This window comes from Sphingomonas sp. 179-I 2A4 NHS (genome assembly GCF_045369135.1).
Taxonomy (GTDB): Bacteria; Pseudomonadota; Alphaproteobacteria; order Sphingomonadales; family Sphingomonadaceae; genus Sphingomonas.
Genome location: NZ_JBIQFL010000007.1, coordinates 100,249 through 114,906, shown reverse-complemented (window position 1 = coordinate 114,906; position 14,658 = coordinate 100,249). Strand labels below are relative to the sequence as shown.

At 65.5% G+C, this 14,658-nt stretch carries 16 protein-coding genes; 4 read left to right on the top strand and 12 right to left on the bottom strand.

Translation table 11 applies throughout. The annotated features are described in order from the left end of the window. Position 1 precedes the first annotated feature (1 nt). The 8 genes from traC to ACH0CP_RS13455 form a co-directional block, all read right to left on the bottom strand. Complete coding sequence (gene traC / locus ACH0CP_RS13490) at positions 2-2,593, bottom strand: type IV secretion system protein TraC (protein WP_406889521.1); 2,592 nt, start codon at positions 2,591-2,593, stop codon at positions 2-4. Position 2,594: 1 nt separating this feature from the next. Further along, positions 2,595-3,635: a TraV family lipoprotein gene (locus ACH0CP_RS13485; protein WP_406889519.1), complete on the bottom strand. Its 1,041-nt coding sequence runs from the start codon at positions 3,633-3,635 to the stop codon at positions 2,595-2,597. Further along, on the bottom strand, positions 3,632-4,510 hold the full coding sequence (locus tag ACH0CP_RS13480) for a DsbC family protein (RefSeq protein WP_406889517.1): 879 nt from the start codon (positions 4,508-4,510) through the stop codon (positions 3,632-3,634). The genes ACH0CP_RS13485 and ACH0CP_RS13480 overlap by 4 nt, the downstream gene beginning before the upstream one ends. Next, positions 4,497-5,825, bottom strand: a complete 1,329-nt coding sequence (locus ACH0CP_RS13475; protein ID WP_406889515.1) for a TrbI/VirB10 family protein — start codon at positions 5,823-5,825, stop codon at positions 4,497-4,499. Before ACH0CP_RS13475 ends, ACH0CP_RS13480 begins: the two co-directional genes overlap by 14 nt. Positions 5,826-5,828: 3 nt before the next feature. Then, positions 5,829-6,632, bottom strand: coding sequence for a type-F conjugative transfer system secretin TraK (locus tag ACH0CP_RS13470; RefSeq protein WP_406889513.1), 804 nt, complete (start codon positions 6,630-6,632; stop codon positions 5,829-5,831). Beyond that, the gene (locus ACH0CP_RS13465; RefSeq protein ID WP_272695458.1) at positions 6,629-7,195 is read right to left on the bottom strand and encodes a type IV conjugative transfer system protein TraE; all 567 of its coding nucleotides are present in this window, start codon (positions 7,193-7,195) and stop codon (positions 6,629-6,631) included. The genes ACH0CP_RS13470 and ACH0CP_RS13465 overlap by 4 nt, the downstream gene beginning before the upstream one ends. A 1-nt stretch (position 7,196) precedes the next feature. Then, on the bottom strand, positions 7,197-7,487 hold the full coding sequence (gene traL, locus ACH0CP_RS13460) for a type IV conjugative transfer system protein TraL (RefSeq protein WP_007406717.1): 291 nt from the start codon (positions 7,485-7,487) through the stop codon (positions 7,197-7,199). 61 nt (positions 7,488-7,548) lie between these two features. Further along, positions 7,549-7,869, bottom strand: coding sequence for a hypothetical protein (locus ACH0CP_RS13455; RefSeq protein WP_210359033.1), 321 nt, complete (start codon positions 7,867-7,869; stop codon positions 7,549-7,551). Between the two features lie 380 nt (positions 7,870-8,249). On the opposite strand from ACH0CP_RS13455, the gene ACH0CP_RS13450 reads away from it, so the two are divergent. Together ACH0CP_RS13450 and ACH0CP_RS13445 are read left to right on the top strand one after the other, a co-directional pair. Then, a complete protein-coding gene (locus tag ACH0CP_RS13450) occupies positions 8,250-8,705 on the top strand; it encodes a hypothetical protein (RefSeq protein ID WP_406889511.1) in 456 nt (151 codons plus the stop codon). Between the two features lie 101 nt (positions 8,706-8,806). Beyond that, on the top strand, positions 8,807-9,334 hold the full coding sequence (locus tag ACH0CP_RS13445; protein WP_406889508.1) for an XRE family transcriptional regulator: 528 nt from the start codon (positions 8,807-8,809) through the stop codon (positions 9,332-9,334). Positions 9,335-9,389: 55 nt separating this feature from the next. Here ACH0CP_RS13445 and ACH0CP_RS13440 read toward each other — a convergent pair whose 3' ends face one another. Next, a complete protein-coding gene (locus ACH0CP_RS13440; protein ID WP_406889505.1) occupies positions 9,390-10,358 on the bottom strand; it encodes a lytic transglycosylase domain-containing protein in 969 nt (322 codons plus the stop codon). Between the two features lie 110 nt (positions 10,359-10,468). On the opposite strand from ACH0CP_RS13440, the gene ACH0CP_RS13435 reads away from it, so the two are divergent. Beyond that, positions 10,469-11,758: a hypothetical protein gene (locus tag ACH0CP_RS13435; protein WP_406889503.1), complete on the top strand. Its 1,290-nt coding sequence runs from the start codon at positions 10,469-10,471 to the stop codon at positions 11,756-11,758. Positions 11,759-11,775: 17 nt separating this feature from the next. Here ACH0CP_RS13435 and ACH0CP_RS13430 read toward each other — a convergent pair whose 3' ends face one another. Continuing rightward, positions 11,776-12,045, bottom strand: coding sequence for a hypothetical protein (locus ACH0CP_RS13430; RefSeq protein WP_406889502.1), 270 nt, complete (start codon positions 12,043-12,045; stop codon positions 11,776-11,778). Between the two features lie 799 nt (positions 12,046-12,844). On the opposite strand from ACH0CP_RS13430, the gene ACH0CP_RS13425 reads away from it, so the two are divergent. After that, on the top strand, positions 12,845-13,249 hold the full coding sequence (locus tag ACH0CP_RS13425; protein WP_406889501.1) for a hypothetical protein: 405 nt from the start codon (positions 12,845-12,847) through the stop codon (positions 13,247-13,249). Between the two features lie 78 nt (positions 13,250-13,327). On the opposite strand, the gene ACH0CP_RS13420 is transcribed toward ACH0CP_RS13425, so the two are convergent. Then, on the bottom strand, positions 13,328-13,960 hold the full coding sequence (locus ACH0CP_RS13420; protein ID WP_406889616.1) for a Fic family protein: 633 nt from the start codon (positions 13,958-13,960) through the stop codon (positions 13,328-13,330). A 111-nt stretch (positions 13,961-14,071) separates the two neighbouring features. Next, complete coding sequence (locus ACH0CP_RS13415; protein ID WP_406889499.1) at positions 14,072-14,572, bottom strand: hypothetical protein; 501 nt, start codon at positions 14,570-14,572, stop codon at positions 14,072-14,074. Positions 14,573-14,658: the final 86 nt, after the last annotated feature.

Genomic DNA, 14,658 nt, shown 5'->3' with positions numbered 1-14,658 from the left:
CTCACTCCGCAGCAATCGCCGCCGCGTCCGCGGCCGGCGTCGCCCACTTCTCGGGGTTTTCCGGGAAGGCGATCCGCTCGATCGCCTCATCCATGCTGAGGCCGTCCGCGACCATTGCCTCGATGGCAGCGAAGGTTCGCGGGCTCGACGAGAACAGCGCGGCAGAAAAGGGATCGAGAACCAGCCGGCCGACCGCGAGCGTCTCGGGTCCCTTGATCATGATGTCGGAATATTCGAATCCGTTGCGCTTGAGCGAACGCAGCAGCGCGTCGGTGTAGTCGTCCATCTCGAAGCGATCGTGCTTCTTGAAGTCGGCGATTGTCTCCGGCTTCTGCTGCAGGATGACAAACCAGTCACTGTTCTCCAATGCGGCGATTGATCCAGCGGACTTGTAGTAATCGTTGAGAGACTGCGTGGCGGTCACCAAAGAGGCGCCGTACTTGCGACACGTGCGGGCGTAGGTTTCGATGAAGTCGGCCATCGCTCCGCCGCGGAGCATCTGCCAGGCCTCGTCCAGGAGCAGCGCCTTAGGGATCGAGCGGTCGACCTTCCGCATCATCTGCTGCGACATGAACATGATCGCGGTCAGGACGACGCTGCGCAGTTCCTCACGCGAGGAGAGATCGGACAGCTCGAAGACGGTGAGCTGCGCCTGCAGCTCGAACGAGACCTCACCCTGGAAGAACTTGCCGTAGGTGCCGGCGCTCGAGAACGGCATCATCGCGATCGCGAGATGCGAAGCGAGCTCGTTACCGGTGTCGTTCAGCGCGGCGATGACATCGTCGATCGAGCCGTTCCTGCCCTTGGCTTCCCACACGCGGTTGACCGCGCCGTCGATGAGGCCGCGTTCCGTATCGGTCAGCCGGTCGATGTGCCGGGACATCTGGTTCACGATGGCCTTGAGCATCGCCATGCAGTCGAGGAGATAATCCTCATCCTCGGCCGCCTGGGCGGCATCGATCATCGAGAACGGGTTCAGGCAGAAGCCGCTCGACATCGTGAACTCGACGAAGGCACCGCCCTGCAGCTTGGCGGAATGCTCGAAGGAGCGGCCGTCGTCGATCACGACGACCCGGGAGCCGGCCCCACACAGCGACGCGCACAGTTCCTGGAGGGCGACCGACTTGCCCGACCCCGACTTGCCGAACACCGCGACATTGTGATTGCCCGCAGCGTTCTCGAACGGGCTCCAGAAGAACGGCTGGCCCCGCCGCCCGATCAGCAGCAGGTGCGGCGTGTGACCTCCCAGATATTCGCCCTGAATGGGCGCCAGGTTGGCCGCCGTCGTGCTCAGCATCGTCCGCATGCGCTTCATGCGCTCGAGGTCGCGGGAAAGCCCGTTCGCCATCGTCATGGGCATGGCGCACAGCAAGCCCATCACCTGAAGGTAGCGGTCGTCGAGCAGGTCCCATCCGGCGGCCCGATAAACCGACTTCAGGATGCGCTCGTTGGCGTCACCCTTTCCCTTCGGCGAGAATGACGTAACGCTGTAGAACAGGCGCACGAGCTTGCGTCCCTGCCGGATCTCGTCGTTGACGTACTTCCACTCCTGAGACTGGTCGCGGAGTTGGGGAAGAAAGCGGGCGGATTTGGAGTCGGCGAGGCTGGTGGTGCGCATGAACTTGAACCCGGCCTTGTTGCTCGAGGCCTGGGAATCGGGAAAGTCGAGGCACAGGTTGGTCGAGACCGGGCATGGCATCCTCAGCTTGTCGGCGAACATGTCGCCGATCAGCCGGGCGCAGTCCCAGGGTGCCCAGCGCTGCGGGAGGTTGCGCACGGAGAAGGAGCGGACGTCGAACACGTCGGGATAGATCTCGCCGATCTCGGGGGCGCCATTGACCTCCTTGCCGGTCGGTCGGAACCGCTCGGTTCGAAGAAGAATGCGGTCGGGATCGACCTTCATCTCGATGTCGCGGCGCACCGCCTGGTCGGCGATCGGGTCGAGCGGATTATAGCTGACAACGTCGTCGCCCGCGGCCGTCGTGGGCGACGTGATGTCGTCGATCCACGCGATCAGCGCGACAGGGTCCATCTTCCTGGCGGAGACGCCGATCGAGCCCAGTACGGAGATGAGGCCATCCATCACCGCGACGATCTCCTCGGTGGAGACGCGCGAGGATTCCGGTGTCGAATAGGAGATCGCCACGCGGTGGTTGCGCAGGCAGAAGGGCGCGTCGGCCGACAGCGAGTTCCAGACGCCGTCTGTCAGGAAGTCGACGCGATGCTTGGCCATCCGCTCATAGACGCCGCTGGCCGAGTAGCGGGGCAGATACCATTTGGAGAGCCGCTCGCTGATCCGGGGGCTCATCCAGTCGTGGAACTGCAGGCACCCTGGCACCGGGATGCCCTCGGACAAGAACTGGGTCAGGATCTCCCCGGTGCGCTCATCCGCCCCGACGAGCGGCGATACCTCGATCACGAAGCCACGCGAGGCGGAGTTGTAGAAAATGCCGGTCTTGGGGTCGTAGCTGCGGTAGGGTAGCCAATGCGCCAGCATCGGCACGCCGAGCTCCGGACGCTGGGCCTCGGGTCGCTTGCTGTCGCCGAACAGACCGGAAAGCAGGCTGTCGTAAAGGCGGGGCTTCGCGCTCATGTCAGTTGTCCTCCGGCACCGCCGCGGGGAAGCTCGCGGCGCGGACAGTGGGGCTCGTCAGGGTCTTGAGGCCGGCCGCAGGAGCCGAGCCGGCTGCGGTGCGCGCGCTGTCCTCAACACGCTCACGCGCCGCCTGATACTCCTGGCTCGACTTCACGCGCGCCGCGCCCTCCTGACCAGGTCCAGCGCTCGTCGCGGAAGCACCTCCGAAATGATCGCTGGACTGACGCGTCGTCTCACTTCTGCCGCCGGCCGGCGCTGCCGCCACGGCAGTCTGCCCAGCGCCAGCCTCGAGCTTGGCCGCGTCGACAGGCTTGGCGGGTACTAGCGTAGGCGACGCCGCCGCCGCTTTCTGGGCTCGTCCCGGCACCGCAGTCGTTGGCGAACCGGGCGCCCGCTTGCCCTTGGCCGCAAGACGGTTGGCGACGTCTGCTTTGATCGCCGCGACCGGGTCCGGCTTTCTGGCCCGAGCAGCCGCGACCACCTCAGGGTCCGGCATGGCCGGGTCGAACGCGGCGACGTCCACCACGCCGGGAACCTCGCGTTCCACCGCGTCTGCGAGGCTCAGCTGAGCAGGTGCTTCTGCCGCCTTGCTGTCTGGTATGGGCGTGGCATTCGCGAGCGCCTGAGCCTGCCATTCGGACTGCACGACCGCATGGACCGCGCTCGACTCATGCAACCGTCCCCGATCGTCAACATAAGGCTGAAAGACGATCCGGAGCACCTTCTCACGGGTCCGGGGCGCAACCTGCCCGGTCGCCTCCGATGCTGTCGAAGCCGCGGCGGTACGAAGCGTGCGGGGCTGGGGCGCCGGTGACGGATAGGGGCCCGCAGGGATCATGACATCGCCGGCATCCCCGGAAATCATCGCCAGCGCCCGATCGTCGATCGTGGAGGATGGCGCGCAGATCCCGTCCGGCGCCTGACAGGTGAAGCTGCCCTTCACGTTGCCGCCGAAGGTCGTGCAACCGTTCAGCCCCATGAGGGTGCCGAAGCCAGCCGCAGCCAGCGCGACACGGCGGCCGTGGCGCCGCGCGCTCACGAGCGGACTTCCTTGAGCCAGCTTTCCAGGAACGCCTTGGGCCGGTAGCCCTCGATCATCGCCCCATCGCTGCGCACGATCACCGGCGTTCCGCTCAGACCGTGCTGCCGCGCGAAGGCCTCGTTCGCATCCAGGCCCGATGTGTCGCACGACGCCCCGTTCTTGAGCGGCTCGCCGGCATAGGCGGCATGCAGCGCCTCCTCCCGGTTCTTCGCGCAATACACGCGGTCGGCTATGTCGCGGCTACCGAGGACCGAAATCGGCCGCTCCACCACGCGAACGTTCATGCTGCGCAGCACGTTGGTCAGAGCTCGGCAATAGCCGCACCGGAAGTCGGTGAAGACCGTGACCGTCTGCCCGCCGGGATTGCCCCAGACGATCGCGCCGTCGCTCGACAGCCCGTCGAGCCGCAGCTTGGCCGGCCGGGCGGGAAGCGCGGTCTTCTCGACCCTGGCCTGCGGCGATGCCGCCGCTGCCATTCCCTCGCCCTCACCGTCCGCGGCCGCAGCATTGGCCTTGGCCGCCCCGCCGACCAGCATGTCGGGGTTGATCTCGAGCAGCCGGGCTGCCGTGAGATCCTGGCGCGTCTCCATGTCGTAGACCCGGCCGATGATGAGATAGCGGGCGCCGGCGTCGACGTAGAAGAGGTTCGATCCCGCAGTCACCTCGCAGAGACCGCGCACCTTCTCGCAGTTGACCTGGGTGAGAGGCGTCTTCGGCAGGCGCGCCTTGAGCAGGTTCGTGACCTCGACCCCGCTCGGACCCGCGACCTGGGCCGCGATGGCCACGCTGGCGACGCCAAGCGCCGCAACGCCCGTGAGCAGCTTCCATGGGCGCCCGAGCGCGCTTTGGCGCAGGCGATCAATTGCGGACATAAACACCCTCCAGGAAGACGATTTCGACATCGACGCCGGTCGGCATCTCGATGACCGGCTGGTATTGTTCGGCGCGCTCGATCAGATATTTCGAGACGTCCTTGCCCGACTCCGCGGCACCGCCGCCGAGCGCCCTGAGGCCGACATTGCCGAGGCTGGGGGTGCGGTTGATGCCTCCCTCGCCATCGTTGCTGATCGTCGCGAGGGGCTGCTGGAAAGCCGTGTTGAGCGCGTTACCCGCTCCGCCGACCAGACCGGCGAGGAATGCCTGCATGGCAAGCGAGCCCTCGCGGCTCACGACCCGGCCTCGCACGCCGGTCTTGCCGCCGAACGCGATGAAGCCCTTGACCTCGGAGACGGCGTAGCGGCCGCCGGGCTGCGGGCACGTCATCTTCTGCAGCTTGACGTAGACCTTCTCGCTGGAGAGGTCGCCGCGTGCCGCGCCGTTGATGAGGCAACCCTGGATCTTGGTCGTGAGGAGCTTGCCATTCTGCAGCACCGATCGCGCCGGACCGGTGACGCGCAGGACGACGGGCAGCGGGTCGGTCTGGCTGTTAACCCCCGCGCTCGCGTCTACCCCGACGATGACCTTGGCGGAGGCGAAGCTGTTGGGCGGAAGATAGTTCGGACTGTCCGTATAGACCGTGCTGCCCTTCGCGACCTTCGATGCCGTTCCCGTTTCGGCCGACGAGAAGCTGACCATCTTGACCTCGGCGCCGCGGCCGATCGGAGGCACGGCGCCCGCCTCGCCCGGCGCGTCCGGACGTTGATAGGCTTGCGGTCCACCGCGTCCGTACAGGGCAGCCGGTCCGGGGGCCGGGGGTGGCGCCGATGGCCGCTCGTTCAGCTGCTTGCGGAGCTGGTCGTTCTCCGCCTGGTAGGCGGACAGCACCCGCTGCCCATCGGCCTGCATCGCGGAGTTCTGCCCCTTCAGCGCCTCGATCTGTGCGGCGAGATTATCCATCCTCGCCTGTTGGCCGTTCACCGACTTCAGCTGGTTCTCGGTGGACTCGAACCGGTTTTCCGAGAGCGCCATCCACTCCTGCTGCGAGAGGTTGCGGTTCACCAGGTCCTTGGTCGAGACCTCGACCTTCTCGGCGCCGTCGACGTCGGCAACCTTCTCTCCCTCGTCGCCGCTGAAGATCCACATCGAGGACAGGACCAGACCGACCCCGGCCGCCCCGGCGAGCAGCATGCGCTGCTTGCGGCGCACCGCCTCGTTGCCGGCCAGTTCGCCCCCTACGGGCGAGACCCCCTCGCCTTCCGGCTCGTCGAGCGGCCTGCGCTTGCGATTGAAGATGTCCGAGAAGGCCATGGCTTACCTCACGTTCTGGGAGACGAGGTAGGCCGTGGTGACCTTCCCCGGGGCGAGCTTGGGCTCGGCGATGGAGACGGCGAGAGCGCTCGCCGGCGCGACCGTTCGCTCCGTCAGCTCGGTCGGCGCGTCGCCCATGTTCTCGATGCGCAGCACCTTGCCGGTCAGGTCCTGGCCGCGATATTCCGCGATCATCTGGACCTTCAGCTTGCCGACATAGACCGGCTTCAGCGCGCGCTGGCGCATCTCGTACCCGTCGGCGACGTTGTTGGCGTACATGGCCTGAACGAGTTCGACCGCCGCCTCCTGGGGCCCGGCCGCGACCTGCTGGGGGGACGCCTCGGCTGCCTTTTCCCGGGCGATCGCCGGGTTCGACACAAAGAGCTGGGCCGCCTGGTCGCCGGCGATCCGGCAGACGAACTTGTAGACGTAGCCGCGCTTGCTCGTGCCGAAGAACGAAAGCGCCGGACGGCCGAAACCCTCGGGCACGCTGAGGTAGATGTCGCCCCGGACCGGCTCGTTGACCACCGAGAAATCGTCCTGGGGATTGCCGGTCGAGATCTTCGACACGCTCGCGAACTCGTCATCGACCAGGCTGATGCGGGTCAGGTCCTTCGCGGACGCCTGGCAGTCGACCTGGGCGCTGTCGGCGGCCACGACCGTCTGGTCCGCCCATGCCGGCTGCGCGAACAGGATGATCGCCAGCGTGAATAGGCAGACCCCCGCCACCCTGCTCAGGATGCAGTAGATTCGCGACATGAGGATGGTGCCTGCAGCCGCGCTGCCGAAGGCATAGAAGGCCATCATTTGTCTTGCTCCTTGCCGGTGCGGACCATCCCGAAGCCGACCAGGCGGAGCGACAAGCCCTCATACTCCCAGTCGTAGCGGAAGGTGCGGCGCTCCCTGGAGATCACCTTGTTGCCGACGATGGTGTGGAGCTCCCCGGTCACCTCGGAGCGCAAATTCTTTGGATCGATGTCCATCGATTCGATCGTGAAGAACTGTGAGATCGAGGAGCCGCGCTGCTCGTTGACGATCTTGAGAAGGTCGCCCTTGATCTTGCCCTGGGTGCGCGGCGAGGTGATCTCGAGCACCGCGTTCATCCAATATTCCAGGTTCTGCGGGCTTCGGTCGAGCGTCAGCACGACCACGTCGCGCGTGATCATCTCGAGATATTCGCGGGAGACGCCGGCGCTGCTGACGGTGACCGGCGAGCGGAGCACGGGCTGCAGCACGATCTCGCGGTCCCGCGACACGCCGAGTGCGAGCAGCAAGGCTGTTATCGCTGCGAGCGCGCCTGCGACCACCACCAGGAAGTTGCGCTGGCGAAGAACGCGCTGAGTGCTTGCGTGGCTGAATGCGAGGTCCATCTCAGCCTGCCATCAGTCGGAGATAAGAGGGTGGCGTGGCCCTCAGGCCGGTGAAGCCGGCCGGAAGATGCCAATAGGCCAGGTGAAGCAGCCAAGACGCGGCACGACCCGCCTTTGCCTTTTTCAATCCCCACCAGCCGGCGAATGCCAACGCCGTTCCGATGACGATGTGCTGGGTCATGATCCCCCAGACGAATGGCGTAACCATCGCCAGGAACTCATCCAGCGTCCACAGCCCGATCAGTTCTGGATCATCCAGATGAGATGGGATCGCGTACTTGTCTGCGGCCATTGCACCACCCTCCCCCGGGCAGCGTCGAGGCTGCCACCCCGACGTCGCCAGGCTCGTTGCGTCAGATCGTCGCCGTTACCGTCGAGGTGACGATCGGAATGCCCGTGCCCGCGCCGACACCGACGCCGACCGGAATGGCGATCTGACCCATGGAGAAGCGGCCCGACGCGAGCGCCACGATCCCTCCGGCGAGCGACAGCACGGTGATGATCTTGCCGCCCGATCCTTCCAGGAAGTCGGTGAACTTGGTGAGGGCCGTGTCGAACGTGGTGTCGGCACCGGCGAAAGCCGGCCCGGCAAACCACAGCAGCGCGAACAGCATCACGGCGATAGCGAGGATCGCCATCTCCATGTGCCCGCTTCGTTTCAGCAGAGACTGCATCAGAGTTTCCCTTCGATGGAGACGCGGCACCTCCGCGCCCAAAGGAAGGTTCGATCCGCGATGACTTGCGTCACAACCGCCTTTTCTTGGAACCAGCCTGTATCCGGTGAATTAATCAGGCGGCGAGCGCGCGATCGGCTAAAGGAGACCTGGATCGCGTCCGCGCGATCGGGCAGTGGACTTGAGTCGCGGGACGCTCTGTCCAGACAGCGGTGATCACCGTCCGCGCTCATGGATTGGCGTCCCGCTTGGCGGACACCCATCAGCAGGCGTAGACTTGGCTCGACCGGGGCGAGTCGTATAGGACGCATCGACTTCATCCTGGCGAACTTCAGCCGTAGCCAGGCAGGCGAGGACATGCGGCAATGGGTGGCCAAGCAATGCAGGGATACACCCTCGACGTATCCGAATATCTGTTCCGGCTGACGACGGAGAGCCTTCGGATCCACTCGAACCAGACGAAGCGCTACGAGTCCCTCGCCAATCTGGTGACCTCGCGCGCAACCGCCGGTGCTGTCGGAGCGATCGAACAGCACGACGTCGAAACGCTGCGCCAGCATCTCGCAAAGGTTCCGACCAAGGGCCCGATCCGCATCTACTTGAGGATCTCGAAGACGAGCGCCGACAGCCTCGCGGAGGCAACGCGGCGACTCGAAAAGCATCTGGGATCAGAGCTTACGGTCGGAGACGCCCTGTCGATGTTGTTGTTCGATTATGTTGTCGAGCAGGGCACGGCCAAACTCATGAACAAGATCGGAATTGCTTCGCCAGACCTCGTAGAAGGCGCGGATAACCGCGATCGTGACGATGGTGAAAAGGTTGTTCGTATTAGATAATATCGCGGAGCGGCGGTGCTCATCTGCCGCGAAGGGGTTGCCAAGCCGGATAAGGTTTGATTGTGTCTCCCTGTCCGCGAAAAGGACTGCGGGGGCGTAAAGTGTCATCGCTTGTGAATCGGATCGAGCAGGAGCCGCCCAGCGAGGCGGAGGCTGAAGCCGCAGCCGACTACGTGCCGATGATCGTGCGCGCGATGGAAGCCAACCACATCGGCATCCGCACCATGGCGCTGCGGGCCGGGATCAAGAAGAGCCGGCTCGGGACCATCCTCCATCGGGACCCATCGAAGCGCGCCTCGATGACCCTGCCCGAGTTCCAGGCGATCCTGCGCGCGCTCAACATCGACCTCATGCAGGCGGTCATCAGCGTCGAGATGACGCGTGAGATGGCGCTTGTCGAGGACGACCGGTTCACGGCCCTGGTCGCAATGCTGAGCACCTTGTTCAAGGGCCTCCCGCACCGGCTGGTGGAAGCGCTGCAGGAGCTGGAGGGGATGGACGGCAGCGAGATCCGCAGCGAATGGGGGACCTACTTCCAGTCCGCCGTCATTAAGCGGATGGTGACCGAAATCACCGCCATTCTCCAGCGTCGCTCGCAGTTCGGCTCCGGCCGGGATCCGCTGCTCTAGCCCGCAGCGCGCGGCCCCGCCGGCTGTGCAGAGGGCCGCTCGCGAGCAGTCCCTCTTAGAAGCTCGACACCGCCGCAGCGCGCACGAAGGGCTGGCGGCGCGGAACGGGCGATGCGCTCGTCTGGATCGTTGCAACGCGCGAGCCCCCGCTCAACCTGGACCAGTTCAAGAGGACGTTCGAGACATAGTCCTGGGTCTCGACAATCTTCGGCACGCTCCCGTTCCTGACCCTCCCCGGACCCGCATTGTAGGCAGCCAAGGCGAGGTGATAGGCGCCGAAGCGGTCGAGCTGCTGCCGCAGGTAACGCGCGCCGCCGCGCAGATTCTGCTCCACATCGTAGCGGTTCACACCCAGACCTGCGGCGGTCCCAGGCATCAGCTGGGTCAGCCCGAACGCGCTCTTGGGCGACAGGGCGGACGCGTCATAGCGGCTCTCCCGGATGATCATCGCGTCGAACAGCCCGACCGGGATGCCATAGTCGCAGGCGGCAGCGCTCATCATCGCAAAATAGGCCTGCCGGCGAGCTTCAGCGTCGGCGGAAAGAAAGCCGCTACGTCGGTAATCCGTGGATGCGCATCCGGGTGCGAAGGCTGTGGCGGCCGCGGCGAACACCGGACCGCCGCGCATCCAGGTGGGCACAGAGATCGACGACGCGCGAGCGATGGCGCCGGCTTGGAACGGAGGTACGCCAGGCTGTGCAACTCCGACCCGGGCGAACGGATCGTCCGATGCTTCGCTAGCGCTGGGCACCGGTGCCGCGAAGCGCTCGCCCATCTGGTACTCAACCCAGCGCCGGCTGAGGTCATGGACCCGGAAGCTTTCGGCACTCGATCCGGCAGGATCCGCCGGCGCTTCCATCCCCGGCACCGCCGCTGCATCCTGCCCCTCGCGGTCGGGCGACGGGCTGCCTGTCATGCTGATCAGCTGAACGCTCCGCACGGGCCGCACCGGGGCCTGCGGCGACGCGAGCGCAATCCCGGCATCAAGGATGATAAGCGCGCTCGCGAGCAATAACCTGCGCATTTCGGACCTCCTGAGCCTTCCTGCGCTAAGTTGAGATCAGCGGAATTCTTGTTGTCAATTCCCCTGCCCGCGCGAACACTGGCTTAGGACGATCTCGATGTGCGTGGATCATGTGGCTGGTTGATCGAGACACTGATGGCTGCGGCCGGCGGATCGCACTGCCTCCTCCCCTGCGTGAAGCATTGGTGCGGTGGTATGTCGGCGCTGGATCGCCAAGCGACGAGGAGGCGGGGATCACGCTGGTCCAGAATGCGCGGATCGGCGCAAAATGGATCGCCTGCGACTGCCTGCCTGACGACGAACCGCCGCCAATCCTGACGCCCGCCTTCCTCTCGGAGGCGGAGACCTACTATCTGCGCCGGCTGACGAGCGGCAAGCGACCCGACCATCGCGCCGACTGTCCTTTCTTCCGCGACCAGGTCACCCACCGCATCTCAGAGGTACGGACGCGCGAGACGCCGGCCTCGCCGCCCGACGGCTTCTTCGAGGTCCTGCGGCCCGCCCCGAGCAAGCTGGCGCAGCGGCCCGAGCGCGACGCCAGCGACGACCGCACGCGCCACGCGTCGGTGCCGCGGCTTGCGCGCCTGCTGTGGCGGCTGCTCGACGTCGCGGGTACCACTCGGGTGTCGCCCTTGTCGGACGAGGGGGAGGAGCCCTCGATCAAGCGGGAGTTCGACGCGCTCGTGAAGGCGGGCGGGAAGATCGAGATAGCGCCCGGCGTCGAGCTCAGCCGTGCCTTCTGGACCCATGCCGATGCCCTCCACAGCAGGCGAGCCTATGCGGTCTTGCGGCGGCTTTCAGACGCTTGGCCGTCCGGCCACGCACCGCAGGCGTTCTTCGCGCTGTTCTCCCATCAGGTCACCGGTCACATCATCGAGACTGCCGACACACAGCCGGTCCGGGTCGCGAACCGGGTACAATCCCCATCGGTGCGCGGCAACCCGATCCGCGGACCGTTCCTCGTGATTGTCGTCGCCGGCCAGTATCCCGAGGCGCGCGGCTATGCCCCGCTACGGGCCTATGCTCAGCCTATCTATTCCGGCCAACGGTTCGTACCCGTCAACTCCGAGTTCGAACGCGGCCTATTGCGCGAGCTGCTCTCGGCCCGGCGCGCTCTGTTTCGTCAGGGCATCGATGTGGCCATCGAGAAACCGGTGTTCGATCTGTTGACGCCGCTGGGGACCTGTCGACCAGCCTTTTTGATCGAGGCACGATCGCGTGTGACCGGAGAGATCAAGCGGTTGGCGATCGAGGCCAGGTCCGATGAGGACGGCCACCAGGCGTCCGACATGGGGGTTAGTTCCCGCATGCGCGAGATCGCCGAGCTTCTCTGCCTCACTCGACCCGATCTCGAGGCAGGCCGCGTGGGCCGGAAGGTCAGCGCAGCTCTGGATCTTTGAACCAGGGAGCGCCCTACTCAGCTCCAGCGGAGCGTCAACGCAAACCAGCCGACGATCGCGATGATCACCGGCGACGAACGCAGATAGAGCCGCTGCCAAAGCCACCACGCCTTGGGCAGGAAAAGCAGCGCCTGGCGAAACGTCCGCACATCGTTCCAGGCACGTGTGCGAAAGAGGTGCACGCCAGCCCCCACGAGGGACAAGGCGAGCGCGATTGCGCAGCACAACGTCGTCGCGGCGTAAAGCGCCGCCCAATTCGCCATCTCAACTTGGGTCAGCTGCGCCATCCGAGCGTACCTGTTCCAGCGAGACTTCGACCGCACGTGCTTACCCGAGACCGGGTTCCCGGCCAGATCGGCGACGTCTGTGCCCGCGCTGATTGTGCCATCCCGACCTCTTGACGGTGCAGGTTACAATACTAGCTCGATTGACGCCGAACGCCAACGCGGGTTCGGATCGGACTAGAGGGCGCCGGCTCTCTCCGGCGCTCCCCATGCCCGAATTGCTCATGATGAGGATTTGGATATGAGGACAAGCATTCGAAACCTGATCAGCTGGCGCCGGCCAGAAGCAGTCGATCGGCCCAGCGGAAGTCCCTCGACCACCCTGAGCGGCGATGCGCTACCCTCCGGCGCGGTGCAAGGGCGCTGGTTGACGGGCTTGATGAAAGCGCTGAAGGGCGCGATCGTTGGACTGATCGCACTGCTGGGCACATCCATGACGCCTGCCGCGGCGCAAGTCTGGGCGCCCCCGCCGGCATGGGGACCGGGCTGGCATCACTGGACCGGCCACCATCGCGGGTACCCCGGGTGGCGAGGCCCCGTCTGGTATGCCGCTCCGGGCCCCCACCATGGGTGGTATCGGTGGCACGGCCGCTGGTATCGGCATTGCGGCTGGCGCTGGGAAGCACCGCATCTGCGCGTGTGGCGCTGCTATTGACGCGTTGGCCCGACCCAAGGCGGTCGGGCCAACCTCGACCGCCTCATGCATGCGCGCGATCATGTCGCGCCAGCCCCGCAACCGGATGCGACAAATTGACCTGGTTTTCCCGGCCTCGGCGCTGACCGGAGAACGAGAGAAGCCACCATGTTCGAGTGCCTGATCCTTGGCGACAGCACAGGTGTCGGCACCGCTCATGCGATCAACGCCCGCTACGAGCGCCGGTGTGACGTTCAGGCCGCGGAGCGAGCCACCGCCGCCCAGATTCTCTCCTGGCGACGACCAGGAAAGCGCTACGACACGTGCATCTTCTCGATGGGCTCCAACGACGCGGCCGGACCGGCTCTCGCTGGCCGACTCTCCGAAATCCGTGCGCAGTTCTGCTTCAAGAGGGTGATCTGGCTGCTGCCCTATGCTCGGCCACAAGCCTATACCGTAAGCTCCGTCGCTGCCCGCTTTGATGACGAGACCCTGGACCTCGGTCGCTTCCCCTCCCGCGACGGTATCCACCCGAACCAGTATATGGACGTGGCCGCCGCACTGTTGAGATAGCCGATGAGCAGCCGATCGATCCGCGATGAGAAAGCGGGCGCCTTGAACGGCACATGCTCCGTCATCTGCGCGCACGACCTAATCATAGGGGGACGCTGAGCCGACATGCTTTCGCACGGCATTGAAAGGACCATCCAAAAAGAAGGCGAGGTATTCCGCCGCCAGGCTCAGCTCGCTATTTTCCTCGCCAACCGGCGCTCGGGAGAAGACTTCCAGCGCCGTCGCCAATAGCCGGTCGTAGGGGCGCGGGTGGATGGCGAAGCGCGGAGAGAGCGGATAGCCGAACTCCGTCGCCATTGCGGCGAAGATCGCGCGCTGCACATGGCCGTTTCCGTCGAGGAAGGGATGGATCTTTCCGAACCAGCAGAAAGTGTAGGTCAGCGCGATCAGCCTCCCGAAATCATCTGCTTCGGGGTCTTGAAGCAGCTCCTCGGTTTCGCGCAACAGCCGGGCCATGCGCGCAAGCACCTCTTCCGGCGGGCAAAATTCATAATGGGCACCCGGCTCGAACTGGCAGGGTGCCGATATCGTTCGATGGGCGAGAGACGTTCCCGCCGTGCCGCGATAGGTGCCCGCATATTCCGGGTGAGCTGGCGGCGCGAACGAAGCGAACAGCTCGCGATGCAAATCTCGGGGATCGGCAAGGATGGCGCGCCGGCGGGGCCGGTCGCCCTGGATGTCCGACAGAAGAGCGGCGCATCGCACGTCCATCGTTGCGTCGAAACCGGCGGCATCATGCGCCTGCCACTGCGGCGGCGAAGAGGGCATCTACATCATCTCCCGTAGCAAAGGGTTCGGCCAATCCGCGATTATCGCTGCGGGTCAGCCGCGGGACGCGCGCGCCTCTCCGAACGCAGCCTCTGCCTGAGAGAGGCAGCGGTCCCAAAAGGCAATCGCGGCATGAAAGTTCGGCAGTACCGGCCGGCCGAGACGATCGCGCACCTCGCGCGCGTCGAACGCAGCGACGTGAGCCACGCCGCCCGGCATCTTCGGATCGACCACGACGGCAACCGGTCCGAAGCCCTCGCTGCGCAGTTCGAGGCCACCTTGGAATTCCTTCAGGAGAGCGTTGCGCGCCGGCTCGATGAACTCGCTGAAGACCGGATCTCTCCGCCAAATCGGCCATTGCTCGTGGCTCCACTCGCGCCGAGCGGCATCGTGACAGTCCACATTTGCGAACACGTGTCCAACCGATCGAAGGAGCGCGACGATCGCGACATACTGCGACTGGAAGTCGGCGACAGGCCGCATCACGTTGTCGTCCTGCTGAAAGCGGGCGACAAGGTCACGAATGAAATCGAGCTGGGCGCGAGCGACAAGCACTGCCTAGAGCCGCCCGGAGACCATTTGGTGGCGTGCCTCCGTGTCAGAAGAGGCACGAAGCGCCTCGGCGGTCTTCCTAATTGTCA